The organism is Nocardioides sp. CCNWLW216 (assembly GCF_037120545.1).
Classification (GTDB): Bacteria; Actinomycetota; Actinomycetes; order Propionibacteriales; family Nocardioidaceae; genus Nocardioides; species Nocardioides lianchengensis.
This window is the reverse complement of record NZ_JBBBBJ010000001.1, coordinates 522,286-547,916: the sequence shown is the minus strand read 5'-3', so window position 1 is coordinate 547,916 and position 25,631 is coordinate 522,286. Positions and strand designations below refer to the sequence as shown.

The 25,631-nt window shown below is 72.4% G+C and carries 19 protein-coding genes; 8 read left to right on the top strand and 11 right to left on the bottom strand.

What is annotated here, in order from left to right; translation table 11 throughout:
• Positions 1-9: 9 nt before the first annotated feature.
• Positions 10-699, top strand: a complete 690-nt coding sequence (locus V7S47_RS02545) for an ATP-binding protein (protein WP_336560107.1) — start codon at positions 10-12, stop codon at positions 697-699.
• Here V7S47_RS02545 and V7S47_RS02540 read toward each other — a convergent pair.
• Together V7S47_RS02540 and V7S47_RS02535 are read right to left on the bottom strand one after the other, a co-directional pair.
• Positions 655-1,122 (bottom strand): DUF3592 domain-containing protein, encoded by a 468-nt coding sequence (locus V7S47_RS02540; RefSeq protein WP_336560106.1) that lies wholly within the window; start codon positions 1,120-1,122, stop codon positions 655-657. The genes V7S47_RS02545 and V7S47_RS02540 overlap by 45 nt on opposite strands.
• 3 nt (positions 1,123-1,125) lie before the next feature.
• Positions 1,126-2,241, bottom strand: a complete 1,116-nt coding sequence (locus V7S47_RS02535) for an adenosine deaminase (RefSeq protein WP_336560105.1) — start codon at positions 2,239-2,241, stop codon at positions 1,126-1,128.
• 52 nt (positions 2,242-2,293) lie between these two features.
• On the opposite strand from V7S47_RS02535, the gene V7S47_RS02530 reads away from it, so the two are divergent.
• Positions 2,294-2,749: a MaoC family dehydratase gene (locus tag V7S47_RS02530; protein ID WP_336560104.1), complete on the top strand. Its 456-nt coding sequence runs from the start codon at positions 2,294-2,296 to the stop codon at positions 2,747-2,749.
• An 89-nt stretch (positions 2,750-2,838) separates the two neighbouring features.
• On the top strand, positions 2,839-3,609 hold the full coding sequence (locus V7S47_RS02525) for a hypothetical protein (protein ID WP_336560103.1): 771 nt from the start codon (positions 2,839-2,841) through the stop codon (positions 3,607-3,609).
• 44 nt (positions 3,610-3,653) lie between these two features.
• Here V7S47_RS02525 and V7S47_RS02520 read toward each other — a convergent pair whose 3' ends face one another.
• Together V7S47_RS02520 and V7S47_RS02515 are read right to left on the bottom strand one after the other, a co-directional pair.
• Entirely contained in the window at positions 3,654-4,940 is a 1,287-nt protein-coding gene (locus V7S47_RS02520; RefSeq protein ID WP_336560102.1) for a thymidine phosphorylase, read from the bottom strand.
• 4 nt (positions 4,941-4,944) lie between these two features.
• The gene (locus V7S47_RS02515) at positions 4,945-5,361 is read right to left on the bottom strand and encodes a cytidine deaminase (RefSeq protein WP_336560101.1); all 417 of its coding nucleotides are present in this window, start codon (positions 5,359-5,361) and stop codon (positions 4,945-4,947) included.
• A gap of 224 nt (positions 5,362-5,585) precedes the next feature.
• On the opposite strand from V7S47_RS02515, the gene V7S47_RS02510 reads away from it, so the two are divergent.
• The 4 genes from V7S47_RS02510 (at position 5,586) to V7S47_RS02495 (ending at position 10,855) form a co-directional block, all read left to right on the top strand.
• On the top strand, positions 5,586-6,677 hold the full coding sequence (locus V7S47_RS02510; RefSeq protein WP_090850815.1) for a BMP family lipoprotein: 1,092 nt from the start codon (positions 5,586-5,588) through the stop codon (positions 6,675-6,677).
• Between the two features lie 139 nt (positions 6,678-6,816).
• Positions 6,817-8,331, top strand: coding sequence for an ABC transporter ATP-binding protein (locus V7S47_RS02505; protein WP_336560100.1), 1,515 nt, complete (start codon positions 6,817-6,819; stop codon positions 8,329-8,331).
• Positions 8,328-9,563, top strand: coding sequence for an ABC transporter permease (locus tag V7S47_RS02500; RefSeq protein WP_211752660.1), 1,236 nt, complete (start codon positions 8,328-8,330; stop codon positions 9,561-9,563). Before V7S47_RS02505 ends, V7S47_RS02500 begins: the two co-directional genes overlap by 4 nt.
• Positions 9,560-10,855 carry an ABC transporter permease gene (locus tag V7S47_RS02495; protein WP_336560099.1) on the top strand — a complete coding sequence of 432 codons (1,296 nt, stop codon included), beginning with the start codon at positions 9,560-9,562 and terminating at the stop codon, positions 10,853-10,855. Before V7S47_RS02500 ends, V7S47_RS02495 begins: the two co-directional genes overlap by 4 nt.
• A gap of 15 nt (positions 10,856-10,870) precedes the next feature.
• Here the strand turns inward: V7S47_RS02495 and V7S47_RS02490 are convergent, their stop codons facing one another.
• The 5 genes from V7S47_RS02490 to V7S47_RS02470 all read right to left on the bottom strand — a co-directional run bounded on the left by V7S47_RS02490 (position 10,871) and on the right by V7S47_RS02470 (position 23,044).
• The gene (locus V7S47_RS02490; protein WP_336560098.1) at positions 10,871-12,067 is read right to left on the bottom strand and encodes an amidohydrolase; all 1,197 of its coding nucleotides are present in this window, start codon (positions 12,065-12,067) and stop codon (positions 10,871-10,873) included.
• Between the two features lie 79 nt (positions 12,068-12,146).
• Positions 12,147-13,127, bottom strand: a complete 981-nt coding sequence (gene meaB, locus V7S47_RS02485) for a methylmalonyl Co-A mutase-associated GTPase MeaB (RefSeq protein ID WP_336560097.1) — start codon at positions 13,125-13,127, stop codon at positions 12,147-12,149.
• 79 nt (positions 13,128-13,206) lie between these two features.
• Complete coding sequence (locus V7S47_RS02480) at positions 13,207-18,981, bottom strand: glycoside hydrolase domain-containing protein (RefSeq protein WP_336560096.1); 5,775 nt, start codon at positions 18,979-18,981, stop codon at positions 13,207-13,209.
• Positions 18,982-19,166: 185 nt separating this feature from the next.
• On the bottom strand, positions 19,167-21,329 hold the full coding sequence (gene scpA / locus V7S47_RS02475) for a methylmalonyl-CoA mutase (protein WP_336560095.1): 2,163 nt from the start codon (positions 21,327-21,329) through the stop codon (positions 19,167-19,169).
• Positions 21,326-23,044: a methylmalonyl-CoA mutase family protein gene (locus V7S47_RS02470; protein ID WP_336560094.1), complete on the bottom strand. Its 1,719-nt coding sequence runs from the start codon at positions 23,042-23,044 to the stop codon at positions 21,326-21,328. The genes scpA and V7S47_RS02470 overlap by 4 nt, the downstream gene beginning before the upstream one ends.
• A 72-nt stretch (positions 23,045-23,116) precedes the next feature.
• Between V7S47_RS02470 and V7S47_RS02465 the strand changes: the two genes are divergently transcribed.
• Positions 23,117-23,533 (top strand): hypothetical protein, encoded by a 417-nt coding sequence (locus V7S47_RS02465; RefSeq protein ID WP_336560093.1) that lies wholly within the window; start codon positions 23,117-23,119, stop codon positions 23,531-23,533.
• Here the strand turns inward: V7S47_RS02465 and V7S47_RS02460 are convergent.
• Positions 23,530-24,042: a DUF1707 SHOCT-like domain-containing protein gene (locus V7S47_RS02460; RefSeq protein ID WP_336560092.1), complete on the bottom strand. Its 513-nt coding sequence runs from the start codon at positions 24,040-24,042 to the stop codon at positions 23,530-23,532. The genes V7S47_RS02465 and V7S47_RS02460 overlap by 4 nt on opposite strands.
• A complete protein-coding gene (locus V7S47_RS02455; RefSeq protein WP_336560091.1) occupies positions 24,039-25,598 on the bottom strand; it encodes a sulfatase-like hydrolase/transferase in 1,560 nt (519 codons plus the stop codon). Before V7S47_RS02455 ends, V7S47_RS02460 begins: the two co-directional genes overlap by 4 nt.
• Positions 25,599-25,631 lie beyond the last annotated feature (33 nt).

Below are 25,631 nucleotides of genomic sequence, written 5' to 3'. Positions count from 1 at the left end.
CGCCGCCCGGTGACCTCACCTGAGCTCGGCGGCACCGGACGGCTGCGGCAGAATGACCCGGTGCACGCGCGGGTGATCGTCCTGGCCGGTCCGTCCGGCACCGGCAAGTCCCGCCTCGCCGAGCGGATCGGGCTGCCGGTGCTCCGGCTCGACGACTTCTACAAGGACGTCGGCGACCCCACGCTCCCCCTGATCGCCGAGGGCGCGAACGCCGGGCTCGTCGACTGGGACGACCCCGCGTCCTGGCTGCTCGACGACGCCATGGCGGCGCTCGACGAGCTGTGCCGCACCGGCCGCGCCGAGGTCCCGATCTACGACATCTCCCAGAGCGGTCGCTGCGGGTCGCGGACGCTCGACCTCGCGGGCGGCCCACTGTTCGTGGCCGAGGGGATCTTCGCGCAGGAGATCGTCCCGCACGCGCGCGAGGCCGGGATCCTCGCGGCGGCGTACTGCGTGCGGCGCCACCCGCTGCTCACCTTCTGGCGCCGGCTCACCCGCGACCTGCGCGAGCACCGCAAGCCGCCGCTCGTGCTGGTGCGCCGCGGCCTCGCCCTGATGCGCGCCCAGCGCCGGGTCGTGGGGCACGCGGTCGCGCTCGGCTGCGTGCCGGTCACCAACGAGGAGGCGTACGCCGCCAGCCGCGAACTGGCCCGGTCACTCCCAGACGAGCAGCGCCAGCAGCAGCCACGCGACCGGTAGCGCCAGCGCGACCGTGACCAGCAGCCGGGCGACGACGAACGAGCTCCGCCCGGCGGAGGCCTGCGGGTCGACGTCGGCCAGCTCGACGTGGGTCGGGTGCTCCGGGTCGTAGCGGACCTCGACCGGGTCGCCCGCGTGCGGCGGGGGCGGCTCGACCCCGGTGAGGCACTCGGCCTCGACCGGCTCGCCGCCCTCCGGCGTGAACCGGACCGTCGGGTAGTAGAGCGTCGTCGGGTCACCCCCGACGCTGACGTCCTTCGCGGAGAGCTCCAGCACCTCCGCCCGCGCGGTCACCGCGCGCCCGGCCACCTGCACCGCCGTACGGCGCTGCCGGAGGCCGCGGGCCGCCACCGCCGCCGCACCGGCGAGCAGCGCCAGCGCGCCGACCAGCAGGACGACCGAGGGTCCCGCGTGGACGGTCACGGGTCAGTCCCGACCCGCGGACCGCTCGGCCGCGAGCTCGGCGTACGCCGGCTTGATGACCCGCTCGATCAGGTCGAGCCGCTCGTCGAACGGCAGGAACGCCGACTTCATCGCGTTGACCGTGAACCACTCGAGGTCGCGCACGCCGTACCCGAAGGCCTGGACGAGGTCCCACAGCTCGGCGGTCATCGAGGTCTGGCTCATCAGCCGGTTGTCGGTGTTGACGGTCACCCGGAAGCGCAGCTTCTTCAGCAGCCCGATCGGGTGCTGGGCGATCGAGGCGGCCGCGCCGGTCTGCACGTTGGAGGCCGGGCACATCTCCAGCGGGATCCGCTGGTCGCGGACGTACGCCGCCAACCGGCCCAGCTCCACCGACCCGTCGTCGTGCACGGTGATGTCGTCGATGATGCGGACGCCGTGGCCGAGCCGGTCGGCGCCGCACCACTGGATCGCCTGCCAGATCGACGGCAGCCCGAACGCCTCGCCGGCGTGGATGGTGAAGTGGGAGTTCTCGCGCTGGAGGTACTCGAAGGCGTCGAGGTGGCGGGTGGGCGGGTAGCCGGCCTCGGCCCCCGCGATGTCGAAGCCCGCGACGCCGCGGTCGCGCCAGGCGATCGCCAGCTCGGCGATCTCCATCGAGCGGGCCTGGTGGCGCATGGCCGTCAGCAGCTGGCGTACGACGATCCGCCCGCCCGTGGCCGCGACTCCGGCGTCGAAGCCCTCCTGCACGGCCGCGACCACCTCGTCGAGGGTCAGCCCGCCCTCGACGTGCTGCTCGGGCGCGTAGCGGACCTCGGCGTACACGACGCCGTCGGCGGCCAGGTCCTCGACGCACTCCCGGGCCACCCGGGTGATCGCCGGCCCGGACTGCATGACGGCGACCGTGTGGTCGAAGGTCTCCAGGTAGCGCTCCAGTGAGCCCGAGTCGGCCGACTCGGCGAACCAGGTGCCGAGCGCGACGGCCTCGGTCGCCGGCAGCTCGTGGCCGCAGTCGGCCGCCAGATCGATGATCGTCTGCGGTCGCAGCCCGCCGTCGAGGTGGTCGTGCAGCAGCACCTTCGGCGCTCGCAGGACGGTGTCACGCGTGAGACCGGTAGGTTCGGCGGCGGCGCTGCTCATGGCGCCATCCCACCACAGAACCAGCCCCGAGTTCACTCGACAGGAGCCTGCCTTGCGCGTGTTCACCAGCTTCGACGACGTCGCCGCAGCCGCCGGCCAGGACCTCGGCAGCACCGACTGGGTCACCATCGACCAGGAGCGCGTCGACACCTTCGCCGACGCCACCGGCGACCACCAGTGGATCCACGTCGACGTCGAGAAGGCGAAGGCCGGACCGTTCGGCGCCACCATCGCCCACGGCTACCTCACGCTGTCGCTGGTCCCCTGGCTCGGCGGCCAGATCTTCAGCCTCGACACCCCCGGCGCCAAGCTCAACTACGGCGTCAACAAGGTCCGCTTCCCGAACCCGCTGCTGGTCGGCAAGCGGGTCCGCGGCCACGCCGCGTTCGGCGAGGTCACCGACCTGCCCGCGGGCAAGCAGCTGATCATCCGCTACACCGTCGAGATCGAGGGCGAGGCCAAGCCCGCCTGCGTCGCCGAGACCGTCGTCCTCCTCCTGGAGGACTGACCGCTCCGGGTCCCGGGCGGACCATCGTTTGGCCGATCGGCTGGCGGGTAGTCACCCACCACTCGACACGCACCTCTCGGGAGACCGTCATGCACCTGCCCCGCATCGCTGGGACCGTCCTCGCCGCCGTCCTTCTCTCAGTCCCGCTCGCCGCACCCCCGGCCTCGACCGCTCAGCCCGAGCCGTCGTCCGAGCAGGCCTCGGCCAGGGGCAAGGACCCGAACGTGTTCTGGCGGACGAAGTCCAAGGGGCAGCTCGACGGGGGCCAGCGCTACCTGCCGCGGGTCAAGATGTGCGCACGCTGGACCTACCGGGCGAGCTGGACGGTGCGGGTCGCGGTCGACAAGAACCAGAAGATCTGGGGCTTCAAGGACCCGAAGATGAAGAAGCCCGTCCTCCAGGTCAAGTTCTACAAGAACTGCAAGACGGGCGCTGCCCGCCGCAAGGCGTCCCAGGTGGTCGCACAGAGCCGGGTCAGCGCCGCGAACTTCACGATCCGGCTCTGCTCGTGGAACCCCTCGGTGGCGATCGGCTACCCGTGGCAGATCAGCGCAGGCGTGGCTCCCACCTGCGAGGGCGACCAGGACCGGGTGTCCCGCACCCGCACCCTCGAGCCCGACCGCGCCTACCACAAGTTCGACGTGTCGAGCACCGGCACGGCAGCGACCTGGAAGAAGTTCGAGTACTGGCACGACGCCCCGGGCGACCGGAGCCTGCAGGCCTGCTTCAAGCTCCGGGTCTACCTCGACATCTCCACCCCGAAGGGCAACCGCGCGCAGGACGCCACGATGGCCCCGGTGACCGACCGCTTCTGCCTCCCGGTCGGCAGCTGGGCGATGGCCATGGCCGGCCGGGACTGACCCCTCATCGCCGCGTCGGCGATTCGCCGCGTCGGCGGTTCGGGTCAGGTGATGCGGTCGAGGACCAGCGGGGTCGGCGGGTACGGCGTGCCCGCGGGCGCGACGTCGTACCCGCCCTCGAGGGAGGCGAGGGCCCGGTCGAAGCGAGCGGGCTCGTCGGTGAGCAGGGTGAGCAGCGGCTGACCCTCGGTGACCTGGTCGCCGGGGCGGGCGTGCCAGACGACGCCGGCACCGGCCTGCACCGGGTCCTCCTTGCGGGCGCGGCCGGCGCCGAGGCGCCAGGCGGCCAGGCCGACGGCCATCGCGTCGAGCCGGGTCAGCACGCCGGTGGACGGCGCCGCGACCACGTGCGACTCGCGGGCGACCGGGAGCTTCGCGGACGGGTCACCGCCCTGGGCGGAGATCATGGCGCGCCACGCGTCCATCGCGCGGCCGGAGGCCAGCACGTCGGCCGGGTCGACGTCGGTGACGCCCGCGCCGGCGAGCATCTCGCGGGCCAGGGCCAGGGTCAGCTCGACCACGTCGGCGGGGCCGCCGCCGGCGAGCACCTCGACCGACTCGGCGACCTCGATCGCGTTGCCGGCGGTCAGGCCGAGCGGCGTCGACATGTCGGTGAGCAGCGCGACCGTGCGGACGCCGGCGTCGGAGCCGAGCGCGACCATCGTCTCGGCCAGCTCGCGGGCCTTGTCGAGGTCCTTCATGAACGCGCCGGTGCCGACCTTCACGTCGAGCACGAGCGCGCCGGTGCCCTCCGCGATCTTCTTCGACATGATCGAGGACGCGATGAGCGGGATCGCCTCGACGGTGCCGGTGACGTCGCGCAGGGCGTAGAGCTTCTTGTCGGCGGGCGCCAGGCCGTCGCCGGCCGCGCAGATGACCGCACCGACCGACTCCAGCTGGGCGAGCATCTCGTCGTTCGACAGCGCCGCCCGCCAACCGGGGATCGCCTCGAGCTTGTCGAGGGTGCCGCCGGTGTGGCCGAGGCCCCGGCCCGACAGCTGGGGTACGGCGACCCCGCAGGCCGCGACCAGCGGCGCCAGGGGCAGGGTGATCTTGTCGCCCACCCCACCGGTGGAGTGCTTGTCGGCGGTCGGCCGCGACAGGGACCCGAAGTCCATCCGCTCCCCCGACGCGATCATGGCGCCGGTCCAGCGGGCGATCTCGGCCCGGTCCATGCCGTTGAGGAGGATGGCCATGGCCAGCGCCGACATCTGCTCGTCGGCGACCTCGCCCCGGGTGTAGGCGTCGATCACCCAGTCGATCTGGCTGTCGGACAGCGTTCCGCCGTCCCGCTTGGCGAGGATGACCTCGACCGCGTCGTGGAGAGTCACCGCGTCAGGCTAGCGGGAGGGTCCCGCGCGTCAGGTCATCGGGACCGAACGCCTGCGGCAGCACGTGGTCCATGCCGAGGACGCCCTCCGGGGTCTGGACGAGCAGGTCCGCACCGCCGTGCTCCCAGAGCAGCTGCCGGCAACGGCCGCACGGCATGATCACGTCACCGACGCCGTTCACGCAGACGAAGTGGGTCAGCCGCCCGCCGCCCCCGGCGACCAGCGAGGAGACCAGGCCGCACTCCGCGCACAGCGTCACGCCGTACGCCGCGTTCTCGACGTTGCAGCCCACGACGATCCGGCCGTCGTCGACCTGGGCGGCCGCGCCCACGGCGTACCGGCTGTACGGCGCGTACGCGTGACCCGCGACCTCGACGGCGAGCTGGCGCAGCGCCTCCCACCCGCCCGACGGCTCGCTCATGTGTCTGCTCCTCTCGTCCGCGGCCGGTCCGCGGGCCCCAGGGTGGACCACGGGGGCGTCGACGGCAATCCGGCACAGTCCCACACCCCCCGTTTCATCCCAAGTCGATAAACCTTTCGTCACTACGCCCTCAAGCAGGAGCAACTGCGGCCGACAGCCGCTAGCGTGCCTCCCCGTGCGCCCCCGGTGGTGTGGGGCTGGATCTGGAGGCAGAAGTGAAGAAGATGCGGAAGGCCATCGTCGGCGGGATCGCCGTCCTGGCCGCGTCGAGCGCCCTGGTGGCGTGTGGTGACGCGCCGGACGAGTCGGGCTCCTCGGGCAGCAACGACGCGGCGAAGACCGACTTCCTCCCGTGCATCGTCTCCGATGCCGGCGGCTTCGACGACAAGTCGTTCAACCAGCTCAGCTACGAAGGGGTCCTCCAGGCCGCCGAGGAGCTCGGGTCGGAGCACAAGGAGGTCGAGTCGAACAGCGAGAACGACTACGCCCCCAACCTCGAGAGCCTCGTGGCCGAGGGTTGCGACGCCATCGTGACGGTCGGCTTCGCCCTCTCCGCCGCGACCGTCGAGTCGGCCAAGGCCAACCCCGACGTCGAGTACATCCTCATCGACGACGCGGCCGACAACGACTTCGACGGCACCAAGGACGCGGAGAACATCAAGCCGCTCCTCTACGACACGGCCCAGGCCGCGTTCCTCGCGGGCTACGCCGCGGCCGACTACACCAAGACCGGCGTCGTCGGCACCTACGGCGGCCAGCCGTTCCCGACCGTCACGATCTTCATGGACGGCTTCAAGCAGGGCGCGGAGTACTACGCGGCCGAGAAGGGCAAGGACGTCAAGGTCGTCGGCTTCGAGGGCGGCGAGAAGGGCCTGTTCACGGGTGGCTTCGAGGCCAACGAGACCGCGACCACCACGGCCAAGGGCATCATCGACCAGGACGCCGACGTGATCCTCCCGGTCGGCGGCCCGATCTACCAGGGCGCCCTGACCGCGATCGCCGACTCCGGCAAGGACGTCGCCCTGATGGGCGTCGACGCGGACTTCTTCGAGACCGACCCGAAGACGCAGGACGTCGTGCTCACGTCCATCCTGAAGAACATGAAGGTCTCGACCTACGAGGCGATCGTGGCCGCCGGCAACGACGAGTTCGACCCCGAGGCCTACGTCGGCACGCTCGAGAACGACGGCGTCGGCATCGCGCCGTTCCACAACTTCGAGGACAAGATCTCCGACACCCTGGCGGACGAGCTCGAGCAGGTGAAGGCCGGCATCATCGACGGCTCGATCCCGGTCACCTCGTACCTCAACCAGTGACCCTGCACCACTCGTAGGAACAGCCCCGACTGAGCACCAGAGGGGGGTCGGCACCTGCCGGCCCCCCTTTGGTGTCGCTAGCCTGAGGCGCGCACCTCCCGATCACCCGGCCACGTCGCCCATCTCCTAGGGACCTCGCATGACACTCGCCCTGCGCGGCATCACCAAGCGCTTCGGCACCCTGGTCGCCAACGACCGGATCTCGCTCACCGTCGAGCCCGGCGAGATCCATTGCCTCCTCGGGGAGAACGGCGCCGGCAAGTCGACGTTGATGAACGTCCTCTACGGCCTCTACCAGGCCGACGAGGGCGAGATCCTCCTCGACGGCGAGGCTCAGCACTTCTCCGGTCCCGGCGACGCGATCGCGGCCGGCATCGGCATGGTCCACCAGCACTTCATGCTGATCCCCGTCTTCTCGGTCGCCGAGAACGTCATGCTCGGCAACGAGGCCACCGGGTTCCTCGGCACCCTCGACCTCGACTCCGCCCGTGCCCGCGTGCGGGAGATCTCCGACCGGTTCGGCTTCGACGTCGATCCCGACGCGCTCGTCGAGAACCTCCCCGTGGGCGTGCAGCAGCGCGTCGAGATCATCAAGGCCCTCTCCCGCGACGCCCGCGTCCTCGTCTTCGACGAGCCGACCGCGGTGCTGACCCCGCAGGAGACCGACGAGCTGATGACGATCATGCGCCAGCTCAAGGAGTCCGGCACCTCGATCGTCTTCATCACCCACAAGCTCCGCGAGGTGCGCGAGGTGGCCGACCGGATCACCGTCATCCGGCGCGGCGCCGTCGTGGGCGAGGCCGACCCGGCCGCCAGCAACGCCGAGCTCGCCGCCCTGATGGTCGGTCGTCCGGTCGAGCTCACGGTCCACAAGGAGCCTGCGCAGCCCGGCCCCGCGACCCTGGTCGTCAGCGATCTGAAGGTCACCGACGCCGAGGGCCACGTCACCGTGGACGGCATCAGCTTCACGATCGACGCCGGCGAGATCGTCGGGGTGGCCGGGGTCCAGGGCAACGGCCAGACCGAGCTGACCGAGGCGATCCTCGGCCTCCAGAGCCACGTCTCGGGCTCGATCGCGCTCGGCGGCGTCGAGCTGGTCGGTCGCTCGGTCCGCAAGGTCCTCGACGCCGGAGTCGGGTTCATCCCTGAGGACCGCCAGGTCGACGGGTTGGTCTCGGGAATGACGATCGCCGAGAACCTGATGCTGAACCGCACCTACGGCAAGCCGTTCGTGAGCGGCGGCTCGCTGCGGTTGAAGGACCTCGCGTCCTTCGCCCACGAGAAGCTCGTCGAGTACGACGTCCGCGCGCCCGGCATCGAGACCCTCGCCGGTCAGCTGTCCGGTGGCAACCAGCAGAAGGTGGTCGTCGCCCGGGAGCTCTCCCGCGACCTGCGGCTGCTCGTCGCCGCCCAGCCGACCCGCGGCGTCGACGTCGGCTCCATCGAGTTCATCCACAAGCAGATCGTCGCCGCCCGCGACACCGGCGTCCCCGTGCTCCTGGTGTCGACCGAGCTCGACGAGATCGCCGCCCTCTCCGACAGGATCATGGTGCTCTACCGCGGCCGCATCGTCGGCATCGTCCCGTCCACCACCCCGCGTGACGTCCTCGGCCTGATGATGGCCGGCGAGCGTCCGGAAGGGAGCGTCGCGTGAGCTCCGAGCAGCCCCCCGTCCAGGAGACCGCCGAGGAGCGGCCCCCCGCCGAGCAGAAGCCGGAGCCGAGCCGCTGGCACCTGGCGCTGCGCGAGGTCGCCGCCGGGCAGGTCTCGGTCGCGTTCTTCTCCGTCCTGCTCGCCGTGATCGTCGGGTCGGTCATGATCCTGTTCACCGACGACCAGGTCCGCGAGACGGCCAGCTACATCGGCGCCCGTCCCGGCGACTTCTTCCAGGCGGTCCAGGAGGCCATCACCGGCGCTTACTCCGCCCTGGTGCGCGGCTCGATCTGGAACAACCGGGTCGACACCTTCGAGCAGCAGATCCGGCCTCTCACCGAGACCCTGAAGTTCTCGGCGCCGCTGATCACCGCCGGCCTGGGCGTCGGCCTCGCCTTCCGCGCCGGGCTGTTCAACATCGGTGGCCGCGGTCAGATGCTGCTCGCCGGCGCGGCCGCCGGCTGGGTCGGCGTCAACGCCGACCTGCCCGCGATCGTCCACCTGCCGCTCGCGATCGCGGCCGGCATGCTGGCCGGTGCACTGTGGGCCGGCATCGCGGGCCTGCTGAAGGCCCGCACCGGCGCCCACGAGGTGATCGTGACGATCATGCTCAACTACGTCGGCTACTACCTCGTCTTCTTCGCGCTCACCCGCAAGGAGATCCTGCAGGCCCCCGGGACGATCAACCCGAAGTCCGAGCCGATGCCCGACTCCGTGGTCCTCCCGAAGATCCTCGGCGACAAGTTCAACCTGCACCTCGGCTTCGTGCTGGCCCTGCTCGCCGTGGCCTTCGTGTGGTGGCTGCTGAACCGCTCCGCGGCCGGCTTCCGCTTCCGTGCGGTCGGTGAGAACCCGGACGCGGCCCGAGCCTCGGGCATCGACGTCGGCCGGACCTACACCGTGGTGATGCTGATCGCGGGCGCCCTCGTCGGCCTCGCCGGCGTCAACCAGGCCCTCGGGACGGTCACCAGCGGCGTCGCCACCGACCTGGACGCCGGCATCGGCTTCGACGCGATCACGGTCGCCCTGCTGGGCCGGTCCCGGCCGCTCGGCATCCTCGCGGCCGGACTCCTCTTCGGCGCCTTCAAGGCCGGCGGCTTCGCGATGCAGGCCTCGGAGAACATCCCGGTCGACATCGTGCTGATCGTCCAGTCCCTCATCGTCTTGTTCATCGCCGCTCCCCCGCTGGTGCGGGCGATCTTCCGACTGCCCGCGAAGGAGGCCACGGCGTGAGCACCGACCCGATCGTCCGTCCCGACGAGCCGCCCGTCACCGCGCTCGAGCCCACGGCCCCGCCGCCGGGCCTGGGCAAGACCCCGGTGCTGTTCGGCGTCTTCGCGGTGCTGATCGCCGCCCTGGTCCTGTTCAAGCCCCGCCACGAGGACACCACGTTCCGGCTGGCCACCGACACCGACCTGGTCAAGCTCCCCGAGATCACCGTGCCCGCCGACGCCACCACCTGGGTGATGGTCGTGCTGATGGTCCTGGCCGCGGCCTTCGCGGCCTGGTCCGCCCGCGCGGGGCGTCGTACCCCGCTGTGGCTGGTGGCCCTCTTCGGCGTGGCCGCGATGACCGCGTTCCTGAGCTGGGCCGCGGCCGGCGAGACCGTGCCCGTCATCGGTCTGCTCGCCGGGGCGCTGGCCCTGGCCGTCCCGCTCGTCTTCGGCGCCCTCGGCGGCGTGCTGGGCGAGCGCGCCGGCGTCGTCAACATCGCCATCGACGGGCAGCTGCTCTTCGGAGCCTTCGGTGCCGCCCTGGTCGGCTCGATCACCGGGTCGCCCTGGGCCGGCCTGCTCGCCGCGATGCTGGCCGGCGCGCTGGTCGCGCTGGTGCTGGGCGTCTTCGCCATCACCTACTACGTCGACCAGGTGATCGTGGGCGTGGTGCTCAACGTGCTGGTCATCGGCCTCACCAGCTTCATGTTCAGCCAGGTGCTCGCCCCGAACTCCGCCGACCTCAACAGCCCGCCGCGGTTCGAGCGGATGCCGATCCCGCTGCTGGGCGAGATCCCGGTCATCGGCCCGATCCTGTTCCGCCAGACGATCCTCGTCTACCTCATGTACGCCGCGGTCGCGATCGTCACCTGGGCCCTCTACCGGACCCGCTGGGGTCTGCGCGTGCGCGCCGTGGGCGAGCACCCGAAGGCCGCCGACACCGTCGGCATCAAGGTCAACCTCACCCGCTACCGCACCGTGCTGCTCGCCGGCCTGATCGCCGGCGCCGGAGGGGCCACCTACACCCTCGTGTCGGTGTCCCAGTTCAACCGCGAGATGACGGGTGGAGCGGGCTACATCGCGCTGGCCGCGGTCATCTTCGGCAAGTGGGACCCGATCCGCGCGACCCTGGCCGCGCTGCTGTTCGGGTTCGCGTCCAACCTGCAGAGCGTGCTCTCGGTGATCGGCTCGCCGGTGCCGAGCCAGTTCATGCTGATGCTGCCGTACGTCGTGACGATCTTCGCGGTGGCCGGGCTGGTCGGGCACTCCCGGGCACCCGCCGCCGACGGCGTGCCCTACCGCAAGGCCTAGGCCGGGCCGCCCGCCTCAGGCGGGCGGCTCGGTGAGCGCCCGGGCGGCCGCCCCGGCCATCAGCCGGGCCCCGATCCCGATCGCGCGCTCGTCGATGCGCAGGTCACCCTGGTGGAGGTCGTACGTCGGGCCGCCCGGGGTGCGGGTGCCCAAGCGCATCATGGCGCCCGGGACCTGGTCGAGGTACCACCCGAAGTCCTCGCCGCCGAGGCTCTGCGGCGCCACCACGTGCCCGTCGTCCCCCAGGACGTCGCGGACGGCCTGCGCCAGGATCCGGTTGGAGACCGGCTCGTTGACCACCGGCGGGACCCCGCGCTGGTAGTCGACGTGCGCGGTCACGCCGTACGGACGGACGATCTCGTGGACGACCTCGCGGACCAGCTTCTCGCAGTCGGCCCAGGCGATGGCGTCGAGGATCCGCACCGTGCCGGCCAGCAGGCCCTGGTCGGGGATCACGTTGGGGGCGGCCCCGGCGCTGACGACGCCCCAGACGACGCTGACGCCGGCCCGGGGGTCCATCCGCCGCGACAGGACGGCCGGCAGCTCGGTCGTGACCTTGGCCAGCGCGAAGGTGAGGTCGCCGGTGAGGTGCGGTCGGGAGGTGTGCCCGCCCCGGCCCTCGAGGCGGACCTCGACCCGGTCGGCGGCGCTGGTGAGCGGGCCGAGGCGCAGCCCGACCTGGCCCACGTCGACGCCCGGGTCGCAGTGCAGGGCGAAGATCCGGTCGACGTCGTCGAGGACGCCCAGCCCCATCAGGTGGACGGCGCCGCCGGGCATGACCTCCTCGGCGGGCTGGAAGAACAGCCGCACCCGGCCCGCGAGCCGGCCGCGGTCGTGGGCCTCGGCCAGCGCGAGCGCCGCACCGACCAGCGCCGTCGTGTGGACGTCGTGCCCGCAGGCGTGCGCGACGCCCGCGACGGTGCTGCGCCACGGGTCGTCGGTCGCGTCCTGGACGGGCAGCGCGTCGATGTCGGCCCGCAGGGCCACCACCCGGCCGCCGGAGCCGAGCTCGGCGACGACGCCGGTGCGCGGCAAGGGGGTCAGCCGCCAGCCGGTGTCCTCGAGACGTCGGGCGATCAACCGGGTCGTGCGCACCTCGTCCCACGAGAGCTCGGGGTGGGCGTGCAGGTCACGGCGCAGTCCGACCAGCTCGGCGTCGTGCTTGTCCACGACGCCGGCGAGGAGCGAGGGGAGGGAATCGTCCGCGGGCATCCCCAGGAGGTTAGCCCGCCGGTCGTCGTCGAGTGACGCCGGATGGCTCGCTCGGACGGCTCCGGGCAGCCATCTGGCGTCACTCGACGGCGTCGTACGCCGCCAGCAGGCGGTCGGCCGCGACCGGGGCGGGCAGGTCGCCTGCGAGCACCTCGGCCCGGATCCGGTCCCGGACCGCGCGCACGCCCGGCGAGTGCCGCAGCCGCTGGTCGAGCTCGTCGCGGACCAGGGCCCAGGTGAAGTCGAGCTGCTGCCCGGCCCGCTTGTGGGCGAGGCCGTCGACGCCGAGGTGGTCGCGGTGGGCCTGCACCCGCTCCCACAGGTCGTCGACGCCGACGTCGGTCAGCCCGGAGCAGGTGACGACCGGCGGCGCCCACTCGCCGTGGCCGCGGACCAGGCGCAGCGCGCCGGCCAGCTCGCGGGCCGCGCCGCGGGCCTCCTGCTCGCGGTCCCCGTCGGCCTTGTTCACCGCGATCACGTCGGCGATCTCGAGGATCCCCTTCTTGATGCCCTGCAGCTGGTCGCCGGTGCGGGCCAGGGTGAGGAACAGGAAGGTGTCGACCATGCCCGCCACGGTCACCTCGGACTGACCGACGCCGACCGTCTCGACCAGCACCACGTCGTAGGACGCCGCTTCGAGGACCGACATGGCCTGCACCGTCGCCCGCGCGACCCCGCCGAGCGTGCCGGCGCTGGGCGAGGGCCGGATGAAGGCGCCGGGGTCGACCGAGAGCCGCGGCATCCGGGTCTTGTCGCCGAGGACGGAGCCGCCGGTGCGCACGCTGGACGGGTCGACCGCCAGCACGCCGACCCGGTGGCCGGCAGCCGTGAGCCGACGGCCGAGCGCCTCGATGAAGGTCGACTTGCCGACGCCGGGCACGCCCGAGATCCCGACCCGGACGGCCGAGGTCTCCGGGACGGGCAGGGCGGTCAGCAGCTCGCGGGCCCGCTCGCGGTGGGCCGGGTTCGCGGACTCGACGAGGGTGATCGCCCGCGAGACCGCAGCCCGGTGGCCGGCGGCGACTCCCTCGAGCAGATCGGGCACGGTGACGGCGGGCACGTCGGGCACAGTACCGCCGGACGCGAACGGCGCCCCGGTCCAGGAGGACCGGGGCGCCGGGTGCTGCGGGACGGACGGGTCAGCGGCGGACCCGGACCGCCTTGCTCGTCACCGTGGTGGGCGTCCAGTCACCGCGAGTGCCGGTGACCCGGACGGTGACCCGCTTGCCCGCGAAGGCCGGCTTCAGCCGCAGTCGGGCCGCGGTGCTCACGACCTTCCCGTTGACCCGCCACTGGTAGGTGAACCGGGTGCCCGCACTCCAGGAGGTGCGACGCATGTTGACGGCGAGGGTGCGACGGACCTTCGCCTGGCCCGTGATCGTCACCGTCGCCGCCTTGACCCGCGGCCGGGCAGGCGTCCGGACCGTGGTGGTGGCCGCCGCGGTGCCGCCGACCACCCCCACCCGGACCTGGTACGACGTGCCCGCCGCCAGACCGGCGAAGGTCACGCCGGTGGTGTCGGACCACACCTGACGGCTCGCGACGACGCGTCCGGCACGACTCAGCGACACCTGGAGGACGAACCGCTGCGGACCGGTCGCCGTCCATCGCACCTGGACCTGCGACCAGGCCGGGGCCGTGGCCGTCGCCCGGGTGACGGTCGGCGCGGCGAGGACGGTGGCCCGCGCGGACGGCGTCGAGACGTTCGACGTGCCGTTCACGTTGGTCGCCGAGACCGTCGCCGTGTAGTCCCCGGCCGCCAGGCCCGGGAACGTGTGGCTGCTCGTGCCCCCGGCCACCCGGGCCTCGGCGCCGTTGCTCAGCCGCACCGTGTAGCCGGTGATGGTCGAGCCGCCGTCGTCCGGCGCGTCCCAGCTGACCGTGACCGACTGACCGGTCACCGAGACGCCGGGTCGGGCGGGTGCCGTGGGCCGGACGCTGGCGACCGGGACGTAGGCGCTGTAGTCGCTGGCCGGCGAGGCGCCGAGGGCGTTGACCGCCTTGACGCTCGCCCGGTACGACCTGCCGCGGTCCAGCCCGGTGAAGGTGTACGACGTCGTCGCGGCGTCCACCGAGACCGGCTCCCCACCCTCCAGCTGCACGGTGTAGCCGGTGAGCGGGGAGTTGCCGTCGTAGGCCGGGGCGGCCCACGACACGGTGACGTTGCGCAGCGACACCGTCGCCGACACCGCCTGCGGGACGTCGGGCGCCGCCGAGGCCCGCAGCTCCAGGCCGTCGACCGCGGCCTGCAGGGTGGCGCCCTGGCCGGCGTACTGCTCGTCGGTGGCGGTGCCGGCCGCCAGCAGGGCCGTGGAATCGGCCAGCGCCGAGCGGAGGACGCCGACCGTCGCCGGCGAGTACCGGGTCAGGTCCATGGCCTGGACGTCGGCGACGCCCACCATCAGCGACCGCCGGACCCGAGGCGCCAGCTGGCCCACGGCGAGCCGCAGGTCCCGCAGGGCGGCCTTGACCTCGGAGGCGATCGCCGTCTCGTTGACCAGCACCTCCCCCGCCGACTCCATCGCCCGGGTGAAGGCCGCGAAGTCCACGCCGACGTAGCGCGCGCCGTTGGTCAGCTCGGATCGGTGCGCCTCCTGGAGCGCGCGCAGGGCCGACTTGTCCACGCCGTAGTTGAACGTGAGCGAGTCGAGGTTCGACACGAACGGGTGGTTCGCGTCGGGGACGTCCGTGCGGAGCACCGCGATGACGTCGTGCGTGCCGCTGACCGCGGTCGGCAGCGACACGGTGGTGGTCCCGGCGGACGACCAGTTGGCGCCGGTCACCGGGAGCGGGACGGTCACCAGCGGGGCGCCCGTGCGCGAGCCGAGGTAGAGCTCGATCCGGGAGTTGTTGCCGACCCGGCTGGAGTTGTTGACGTAGTGGACCGAGACCGAGGTGGCCGTCTTGGCGAACCGCAGGTCGTCGTACTCCAGGACGTCGCCGTCGCGGGTGCCCCCGACGTTGACGCCGGAGGTGCCGTCGTTCCAGCTGAAGTTCTCGGTCTTCAGCTCGGTGCCAGCCCACCGGCTCCGGTTCTCGAACTCGACGACCAGGCCGTCGCCGGACGGGGCGTCCGGGACGTCGAAGGTGAGGCCGCCGAGGTTGCCGATGTAGGGCCGGGCCTCGGTGTAGGTGCCGCGCAGGACGATGAAGACGTCGTGCGTGCCGGTGAGGCCGGCCGGCAGGCTCACCTCGGCGACACCGCTGGAGTTCCAGTCCGAGCCGGTGGCCGGCAGCGGCACGTTGACCAGCGGGGTGCCGGTCATCGAGTCCAGATAGACGTCGAGGTTGGCGTCCGGCGCGACCCGGTTGGAGTTGTTGATGTAGCGCATCGACAGCTTGGTCGGGGCCTCGGGGAAGGCCACGCCGGCCCAGCGCACCCAGTCACCGTGGTGGGTGTTGGCGATGGCGGTGAACCCACCCGCGCCGGCGGAGGCCGTCTCGGTCTTCATGGTGTTGCTGCCGACGCTGACGCCGTCGCCACCCCACCCGGCCCGGCCCTCGGGGGTCAGGACGACGTTGTTGTCGACCGGCTCCTCCTCGACGGCACCGGAGTCGGCGAACTGCATGAAGTCGAAGTTGCCGACCCAGTGCAGCGCGGTGTCACCGGCGGTGGGGTTGGAGCCGGTGAAGACGAAGTAGACCTTCGCCGGGCTCGCGGCGAGCAGGGCCTCGACGTCGGTCAGGTCCGCGGTGGCGGTGACGTAGGTGCCGAAGGTGGAGGCGGTCGGCGGGGTCGGCACCGTCGCCACCAGGTGACCCGTGGGCGACCCGAGGCGCACCTCGACGGCGGCGTTGGCGTAGCCGTCGGCCGAGGCGCCGGAGTACCGCACCTGGAGCTGGTCGGGGACCTGGCCCTCGCCGAAGGTGACCCCGTTGAACGCGATCCACGAGCCGGGGCGGACGCCTCCGATGCCGGTGGTCTCGTTGCCGAGCGAGCCGCCCGACCACTCGTCCTGCTTCTCGGCCTCGAGCCGGCGGAATCCGCCCTGGCTCAGGACCAGCCCGTCGAGGGCCGCGGTGAGCGCCGCGTCGGCCGCGTCGAGCTCGTCATCCGTCGCCTCCGTGCGGGCGAGGACCGTGCGGGCGGAGTCGCGCGCGGTCGCGAGGGCGGCGTACGTCGAGCCCTCGTAGTTGCCCGCGACGACCAGGCGCGCCTCGGCGTAGGTCTCCTGCAGCTGAGCACGCCAGTGGTCGGTGACCCGGAGGGCGAAGGGGTCCCGCGTGGAGAGGCCCCTGCCGGTGACCGCGGCCGCCGGGACGCCGGTGAGCGCCCCGTCGGTCAGTCGTACGGCGAACCGCGACCGGGCCAGCCGCTCCAGGGTGCCGGTGACCCGGACGGCCAGCGTGGTGGCGCTGGACCTGGTGACCGTCGCGGTGACGCCGGCCGGCAGCCCCACGACCCGGACGAGTCCGGCCGCGGCGAGGTCGGTGCCGGTGGTGCCGGCGAAGGCCGCGCCCTGCAGGGTCATCGTGATGGTGCCGTCGACCTTGCCGTCCGCGTCCGCGGTCAGCGCCACCCGGTCCGAGGTGATGCTCGCCGTCGCCGGCGTCCCCGTCCCGGCGGTGCTCATCGAGAACGCCGGCCGGCTGCCGGTGCCCCACGTCGAGGCGGCGGCGCCCATCGTCAGGTCGAACGAGCCGTCGCCGACGATGTCGGCGTAGTCGACCCAGGTGTCGCCGTGGGTCCGGCCGTTGAGCTCGGCGCCCTGGATGTAGTAGTTGTCCGGGGAGACCTGGCCGGCCGTGATGCTGAACGACGTGCCGTCGGCGTGGGAGATGTCGACGCGCGGGAAGAACGGCGAGCCGACCTGGTACTGCGAGGAGCCGGCGGTGACCGGGTAGAGGCCGAGCGCCGCCGCGACGAACGTCGCCGACATGGCACCGGTGTCGTCGTCCATGGTCGGCAGGAAGCCCTGCGGCTCGTTCTTGAAGACCTTGGTCCTGATCGGAGGGGTCAGCTTGCCGTTGCTCGACGGCGGCGTGTTGCCGTCCGTGCCGCCGGTGGCGATGTACTGCTGCCAGGTCTCCTTGGTGTAGAGGTCGCGCACCCACTTCTGGGTCTTGGCCGGCTGGCCGAGGTAGTTGAAGAGGTACGGCGTCTGCAGGTCGACCTCGTTGGCGTTCGACTTCAGCATCCTGGTGCCGTCGTCGGGCGCCTGCTCGCCGAAGTAGTGGCTGAGCGCCTGCCGCGCGGCGGCGGTGCCGCCCATGGCGGTGATCAGGCCGGCCATGTCCTGCGAGGGGTACCAGTGGAACTGCCAGAGCGTGCCCTGGTAGAGACGCGCGGCCTGGAACTGCTCCAGGTCGTCCGAGGCCCACTCACGGCTGGCGTTGCGCGAGGACAGCACGGCGACGTCGGTGCCGTCGAAGGCCTTCCACGCGGCCGGCTTCAGGACGTTCTTGTAGTTGGCGGCGCGGGCGGCGTACGACGCGGCGTCGGCGCTCAGGCCGAGCTCGGTCGCGATGACCGAGAGCGCGTAGTCGTCGTACGACGCGGCGACGGTGGTGCCCGGGTCGTCGGCGAGGTAGCCGAGGGCGCGGTTGGTCGCGTTGTAGGTGGTGGAGTTGGCGACCACGGCCGGGAAGGCCTTCGCGAGCCGGTCCAGGTGCACACCCTTGGAGATCGCGTCGGCGATGACGATCGCGGAGCGCTCGAAGCGGACGGTCGGAACGGCCATCATCCGGCTGCTCAGCGTCGCGTTGCCCACGGTGGCCGCGTCGGCGTAGAGGTCGACGAGCGACTGCACGAGGTCGCCGTACACGTCCGGGTACATGGTGGCGAGCACCGGGAACTTCCGGAAGTCGTCCCAGGTGCCCCACCCGTCGTAGTGCGTGTAGCCGTCGGCGCGGTGCACCGCTCCGTCGACGCCGCGGTAGGTGTCGTCGGTGCTGGTCGCGTTGGTCGGCGTCGCCAGCATCCGGTAGAGGCTCGTGTAGAAGATCGCGGCCAGGTCGCCGTCAGGATCGCTGGTGGCGTCGGAGGTGACCGCGACCTTGCCCAGGGTCTCCTGCCACACGTCGTGCGCGTCCTCGCGGACGTCGGCGAACGACTTGCCGGCCAGCTCGGCGGCCTGGTCCCGGCGGGCCTGGGCGACGCTGATCGGCGACAGGGTGGTGGTGAGCTGCACGGCCTCGCCGGCGTCCACGTCGAAGGTCATCACGGCGCCGGCGTCGACACCGGTACGGCGCTTCGTGGGCCCGAACGCGGCTCCCTCGCCCCAGGTCTGCACGCTGGCGACGGGCGCGCTGGTGACCGCGGTGTAGTAGAGCTTGTAGTCGTAGCCGTTGAAGGTGCCGGTGACGCTGCCGGACAGCTCGGCACGGCCATCCTCGAGGGTCGTCACGGCGAGCTCGGACCCGAGCCGGCCGGTGAAGTTGTTCTGGAGGTCCAGCACGAGCGAGGCCCGGCCGGCCTGCGGGAAGGTGAACCTCTCCAGACCGCTGCGGACCGTGGCGGTCAGCTCGGCGTCGATGGTGCCGCGCGGCGACTGCAGGCCGACCTGGTAGAACCCGGGCTCGGCCGTCTCGTCCTCGTGCGTGAACGGCAGCGCGTAGGTGCTGGCCGCCGGCCGCGAGGTGTAGGTGTTGTACGTCGGGACGACCAGCAGGTCGCCGCCCGCCCCGGAGCCGCCGACGCCGTCGAGGTTCGTGAGCGTGAAGCCCCGGATGTTGCCCTGCGCGTAGTCGTAGCCCGAGTGGGTGCGCCCGGGCGCGGTCATCGGGTTGGGCTTGGCCAGGCCGTGGGGCACCTGGGCGCCCGGCAGGTTCTGCCCGTGGTCGCCCTGGGTGGCCATGAACGGGTTGACGAGCTCGGTGAAGTCGGTCGCCGGGTCGACGGCGGCTGCCGTGGCGGCCGGCGACGTCGCGGCGAGGCCGGCCACCGCGAGGGCGGCGGCGAGGGCGGTGGACACGAGACGTGGCGCGCGTGGGACACGCCGGTACGAGAGGGGCATGCAGTCGCTTCCTTGGCGGGGGGATGTGGCCGAGAACCGCCATGGAAGTTAAGGAGGGTCGGTTAACCGGAGGGGACCTCCGGGGGACGACCGCCCCCAGGGGAGACGTACGACGTCTGTCGATCAGGTGAACGAGCCCGCGATCAGTGCTCGAGCTCCTCGCGCAGCGCGGCCAGCAGGTCGAGGGCCGACTCCGCGATGACCGTGCCGGGCAGGAACACCGCGGCGGCCCCCATCTCGCGCAGGGTGGGGACGTCGTCGGGCGGGATGACGCCGCCGATCACGATCATGATGTCGGGACGGCCCTGCTCGGCGAGCGCCTCCTTCAGCGCCGGCAGCAGCGCGAGGTGGCCGGCCGCGAGCGAGCTGACGCCGACGATGTGCACGTCGGCGTCGACCGCCTGCTGGGCGACCTCCTCCGGCGTCGAGAACAGCGGCCCCACGTCGACGTCGAAGCCGAGGTCGGCGAACGCGGAGACGACGACCTTCTGGCCGCGGTCGTGGCCGTCCTGGCCCATCTTGGCGACCAGGATGCGGGGTCGGCGGCCCTCGGCCTCCTCGAACTCCTCGGTGGCGTCCAGCACCTGCTGCACCAGGGTGCCGTCGCCCTCGCCGGCGGTGTCGCGGTACACGCCGCTGATCGTACGGATCACGGCCTGGTGCCGGCCGTAGACCTTCTCCAGCGCGTCCGAGATCTCGCCGACGGTGGCCTTGGCGCGGGCCGCGTCCACGGCCAGCGCGAGCAGGTTGCCGTCGAGCGAGCCCTTCGACGCGCCCCGCTCGGCGCTGTTGGTCAGCGCCTCCAGCGCCCGTCGTACGTCGTCGTCGTCGCGCTCGGCCCGCAGCCGCTCCAGCTTGGCGATCTGCTGGCGGTAGACGTCGTCGTTGTCGACGCGCAGCACGTCGAGCTTGTCCTCGGCCGCCAGCCGGAAGGTGTTGACCCCGATGACCTTCTGGGCCCCCGAGTCGATCCGCGCCTGGGTGCGGGCGGCCGCCTCCTCGATGCGCATCTTGGGGATGCCCTGCTCGATGGCCCGGGCCATGCCGCCGGCCTGCTCGGCCTCCTGGATGTGGGCCCAGGCCTTCTCGGCGAGGTCGTGGGTGAGCCGCTCGACGTAGTAGCTGCCGGCCCACGGGTCGATGGTCCCGGTCGTCCCGCTCTCCTGCTGCAGCAGGAGCTGGGTGTTGCGGGCGATCCGGGCGGAGAAGTCCGTCGGGAGCGCGATCGCCTCGTCGAGGGCGTTGGTGTGCAGCGACTGGGTGTGGCCCTGGGTCGAGGCCATCGCCTCGATGCAGGTGCGGCCGACGTTGTTGAAGACGTCCTGGGCGGTGAGCGACCAGCCGGAGGTCTGGCTGTGCGTGCGCAGGCTGAGCGACTTGGGGTTCTGCGGCTCGAACTGGCGCACCAGCCGGCTCCACAGCGCCCGCGCCGCGCGCATCTTGGCGATCTCCATGTAGAAGTTCATGCCGATCGCCCAGAAGAAGCTGAGCCGCGGCGCGAACTGGTCGATCGTCATGCCGGTCTCGAGGCCCGCGCGGATGTACTCGACGCCGTCGGCCAGGGTGTAGGCCAGCTCCAGGTCGGCCGTCGCCCCGGCCTCCTGGATGTGGTAGCCGGAGATCGAGATCGAGTTGAACCGCGGCATCCGCGCCGAGGTGAAGCTGAAGATGTCGGAGATGATCCGCATCGACGGCGCCGGCGGGTAGATGTAGGTGTTGCGGACCATGAACTCCTTGAGGATGTCGTTCTGGATCGTCCCCGCGAGCTGCTCCGGCTTCACCCCCTGCTCCTCGGCGGCCGCGATGTAGAGCGCGAGCACCGGCAGCACCGCGCCGTTCATGGTCATCGAGACCGACATCTCGTCGAGCGGGATGCCGTCGAAGAGGGTCCGGGCGTCGTAGATCGAGTCGATGGCCACGCCGGCCATGCCGACGTCGCCGCGCACCCGCGGGTGGTCGGAGTCGTAGCCGCGGTGGGTCGCCAGGTCGAACGCGACCGACAGCCCCTTCTGGCCGGCCGCCAGGTTGCGGCGGTAGAAGGCGTTCGACTCCTCCGCGGTGGAGAACCCGGCGTACTGCCGGACGGTCCAGGGCTGGGTCGTGTACATCGTCGGGTACGGCCCCCGCAGGAACGGGCTGAGCCCGGGCCAGGTGTCGAGCGCGTCGAGACCGGCGAGGTCGGCGGCGTCGTACGACGGCTTGATCGGGATGCCCTCGGGGGACGTCCAGGTCTCGCCGGGCACCTCGCCGGTCGGCGCGATGGCGCCGGCCAGGTCGAGGCCACTGAAGGACTTCGGAATGCTCATGCCAGGTGCTCCCGGACTCGGGTGAGGAACGCGAGGGCGTCGACGCCCATCGCGCAGGAGTCGTCGGTGCCGTCGATCGGCTTGCCCGCGACGATGACGTACGACGCCCCGGCGGCCCGGAGCGCCTCGGCGGCGGCCGGGCCCCACGCGGCGTAGGCGCCGTCGGGTCCGGCGAGGCAGACCACCCGCTGCCCGTCGTACGCCGCGACCAGCTCGTCGGCGTCCTTCGTCGGCCCGGCGACGTCGACCGCGACCCCGCCCGCGGCGAGGAGGTTGGTCGCGAAGGTGGCCCGCGCGGTGTGCTGGGCGATCGGGCCGAGCGTCGCGAGGAAGACGTGGGCGTCCGGCGGGGTGTCGCGCATCGCCTCGTAGCTGGCGCCGTACGGACGGACGTCGGTCCAGGCGTCGTCGGCCGCGCGCTGCGGCAGCGTCTCGGCCAGGTTCGGGAACTCCGAGAGTCCGGTGAGCGGGCGCCTGAGCTTCGCGACCTCGGCCTCGCGGCGCTCGACGGTGGCGGCGATCTCGGCGTCCAGGTCGGCCCCGTCCTCGAGCCGCCCGAAGAGCTCCCACGCGGCGACGGCCAGGTCGTCGGTGAGCTTCTCCACGGCGTACGAGCCGCCGGCGGGGTCGGCGACCTTGGCCACGTGGGACTCGTCGACCAGCAGGTGCGAGGTGTTGCGGGCGATCCGGCGGCCGAAGCCCTCCGGACGGCCGAGCGGGCTGTCGAACGGCAGCACCGTCACCGCGTCCGCTCCCCCGACGCCGGCGGCGAAGGCGGCGACCGTGGTGCGGAGCATGTTCACGTAGGGGTCGTAGCGGGTCATCATCGGCCGGCTGGTGACGGCGTGCTGGCGCTGCCCGCCCTCGCCGCCGCTCAGCTCGAGGACCCGGGCCCAGAGCCGACGAGCGGCGCGCAGCTTGGCGATCGTCGGGAACTGCTCGTCGGTCGCGGCGTAGCGGAACTCCACCAGCGACGCGGTCTCGGTGACCGGGATCCCGGCGCCCTCGAGGACCCGCAGCAGCCGGGCGGCCACCGCCAGCGCGTGGGCCAGCTCCTGGACGTCGGAGGCGCCGCGGTCGTGGACGGCGGTCGCGTCGACGACGAACGCGAGGACGCCCGCGTCGCGGGCCAGGCCGGCCGCCGCGACGAGGACCTCGTCGGCGGCCGTCGCGTCCACCCCGAGGCTGGTGCCGGTCGCGAGCTCGCGGTCGCCGACGTACTCGAGGAAGGCGCGGGCGGCGGCCAGCGGATCGGCCGGCGCGTCGAGCACGACCGGCGCGAGGTCGAGCAGCACGCCCTCGAGGAGGGCCGCGAGATCGGTGCCGTCGGTGCCGACCCACAGGGAGGTCACGCCGCCGTCGAGGTCGACCAGCGCGGCCTCGTTGGCCGCCTTGGCGTCACCGGCCCCGAGGTGGGCCCGGACGTCCCAGGCGCCGACGCGGGTCGGCCGGCCACTGGTGACCAGGCCGTCGAGCAGGTCGGGGGTGCCGAGCGGGGTGACGGCGATGCCGTCGAGGGTCGTCCGGGTCAGCTTGTCCCAGACGACCGCGTCCGGGTCGTCGTCACCGATCCGCCGGGACTTGCGAAGCACCGCGGCGGTGGCCGCCTCCCACTCCTCACGGGTGTGCCGGTCCTCGGGCGCCGCCAGGTCGAGCGAGCCCTGCTCGGGCTCCAGCTCCTCGGGCTCGGGCAGCCCACCTTCCACCTCGGTCATGGTCGGCACCTTAGGAGCGTCGCGTGACCGGGGCCACGAAGTGTGACCTTTTCGACCGATAGCCTGCGCCGCGTGAAGGTGCGCGACCCGCAGGGCCAGACCTGGCGGGTGACCCGGCGGTGGGTCCCGTGGCGACGCCGGCTGAAGGGCAGCCTCGACGCGTTGCCGGACCTCCCCGGCGGCACCTCGCTCGGCGACGACCCGGTCAGCCTGGTCATCGGCCTCGTCCTCCTCGTCCTGCTGCTCCCCTTCCTCCTGCTCGTCCTGGTCGCCGGGCTGGAGCTGCTGCTGCTCCTGCTGGTCCTGCCGTTCGCGATCCTCGGCCGGGTGCTGCTGGGCCGCCACTGGACGGTCGAGGTACGGCGCGGCTTCCGTCCCTTCTGGGAGCAGGAGGCCGGCGACTGGCAGGCCAGCGGCGTGCGGATCCACGAGGTCGCCGACGCGATCCGCCGCGGCGACCCGCCGGCGCAGACCCTCGGTCGGGGTTAGCGCGGTGGCGGACCAGCCATCAGCTCTCGCTCACGCAGCGCGATCCGCGTGCGCGCCCGGACCAGGGTGAGCAGCAGCGGGATGCCGGTGTAGACGAGGATCCAGACCGGCCAGAACAGCCCGCGGCCGTCGAGCCACCAGACCAGCACGCAGGCCGCGCCGGGACCGAGGAAGACGGCCAGGTCCTTCATCAGCTGGCCCCGGAAGCCGGCCATGGCCATCGCCCGGGCAACCCGGGGGTCCATGCCCCCGGCGGCCAGCGGGTCGGGCTCGGGTCGACCGGTCGGGAGCAGGTCGGAGACCAGCTCCAGCAGCCCGCCGAGGGTGAGCTCCGGCGTCAGATCGGCCGATCTCGACTCCAGGTCGGACTCGGTCAGCCGGCCCTCGGCGTACGCCTCGCGGAGCAGGGCGCGGACCAGGTCGCGGTCGGCGTCGGAGCTGCGCAGCCGGGCGTGCTCGGGAAGGCGGGGGTCGTAGGCGAAGGCGCGCCAGCGGGCGTCGACGTTCACCCCGGGAACCTCGTCGGGTCGGCGGCCCAGGCAGCCGGGTAGAACTCCTGCGGGCACTGCGCTCCCATGCAGTCCCGATAGCGCACCGCGAGCCGCTTCAACGCCAGCAGCACCGGCTTCGACGCCGGGTCGTGAGCGAGGTTGCGCATCTCGTACTCGTCGGTGGCCCGGTCGTAGAGCTCCTCCTCACCGCCGCGGAAGCGGACGTAGGTCCAGGCGCCCAGCCGCACCCCCATGTAGAGCCGGCGGCTGCCGTCGCCGCCCGGCCAGCCCTCGATCGGGATCGCCCGGACCTGGGCCGGCACCTTGATCCACGGCAGGATGTCGACGCCGTCCAGGGGATGGTTCACCTCGGCCCCGGCGACCCCGAGGAAGGTGGCGGCGAGGTCGGGGTTGGTGACCGCCGTGCTCACCTCGTGGCCCTGCGGGAGGTCCGGACCACGCATCAGGACCGGGATGCGCAGCGAGTCGTCCCAGGGGTAGAGCTTGCCGTTGAGGTTGTGGGCGTCGACCGTGAATCCGTTGTCGGAGGTGAAGACGACGAGCGTCCGGTCGAGCTGGCCCGTCTCCGCCAGCGTGTCGACGAGCGCCGCGACCCCGCGATCGATGCCGCGGGCGGCCTCGATCCGCCGCTGGTAGACGGTGCGCAGGGCCCGCTTCTCCACCTTGGTGAACCGCCGGTGGGACGGCTTGTTGGCCTTCGCCAGATCGTCGGTGTCGTCGGGGAACGAGTACGGCAGGTTCGGGATGCTGACCCGCTGGTAGTAGCCGCGGTCCTCGTCGGCCGGGACCGTCGTCTTGAACGCGGCGCGGGTGTCCTTCGGGTGGATGGTCCGCGGGTCGCCCGGGCCCTCCGGGCCGCCGACGTGCGGGGCGACGTAGTTGACCCAGGCGAACCACGGCCTCCCGTCCCGGTCGTCGGTGATCATGTCCTGGGTCTGCTCGGTCATCACCTTCGTGGCGTAGCCGGGCACCCGCCGGACCTCGCCGTTGATGTTCATCCGCCGCCGGTCGAAGCGGTACGTCGACGGGTCGATCGTCGCGCGCCAGTCGGTCCAGCCCGGTGGGAGGTCGTGCTCGGTGTCGGCCCCGGTCAGCGGGTTCACCTTGCCGTAGCCGTTGATGTACTTGCCCGCGAAGAGGGTGTCGTAGCCGACCTTCTGCAGGGCGACGGGCACGGTGTCGGTGTCGTCGAAGCTGGCGTAGCCACCCCCGTGCCCGGTGATGGTCACGGCACCGTGGTTGTGGGCGTACTGCCCGGTCAGCAGCGACGCCCGCGCCGGCACGCAGATCGGCGTCGGCGCGAGGGCGTCACCGAACGCGACCCCGCCCTCCTGCAGGAGCTCGAGCGTCTTCGGCATGAAGGCCAGGTCGCGGACCGCGAGGTCGTCGGCCGTGATCAGCAGGATGTTGGTGCGGCCGTCGGGCCGCTCGACCGCCGGCGTCGGCGTGGAGGCCGCGTCCGACCCGATCCCCGTCACCGCCAGCGCCCCCACGGCCAGCGTCGCCAGCAGCGCGCGAGGCGTCCGCGGCGTCCGTGCGGGCCACCCTCTCACCCGTCCCACCCCGTCATTCGAAGGTCGCTCGAT

Coding starts and splice junctions, on each gene's coding strand:
- V7S47_RS02490 (WP_336560098.1), bottom strand. CDS start 12,067: ATGCCCGCGGACGATTCCCTCCCCTCGCTCCTCGCCGGCGTCGTGGAC.
- V7S47_RS02505 (WP_336560100.1), top strand. CDS start 6,817: ATGACACTCGCCCTGCGCGGCATCACCAAGCGCTTCGGCACCCTGGTC.
- V7S47_RS02525 (WP_336560103.1), top strand. CDS start 2,839: ATGCACCTGCCCCGCATCGCTGGGACCGTCCTCGCCGCCGTCCTTCTC.
- scpA (WP_336560095.1), bottom strand. CDS start 21,329: ATGAGCATTCCGAAGTCCTTCAGTGGCCTCGACCTGGCCGGCGCCATC.
- V7S47_RS02510 (WP_090850815.1), top strand. CDS start 5,586: ATGCGGAAGGCCATCGTCGGCGGGATCGCCGTCCTGGCCGCGTCGAGC.
- V7S47_RS02535 (WP_336560105.1), bottom strand. CDS start 2,241: ATGAGCAGCGCCGCCGCCGAACCTACCGGTCTCACGCGTGACACCGTC.
- V7S47_RS02515 (WP_336560101.1), bottom strand. CDS start 5,361: ATGAGCGAGCCGTCGGGCGGGTGGGAGGCGCTGCGCCAGCTCGCCGTC.
- V7S47_RS02470 (WP_336560094.1), bottom strand. CDS start 23,044: ATGACCGAGGTGGAAGGTGGGCTGCCCGAGCCCGAGGAGCTGGAGCCC.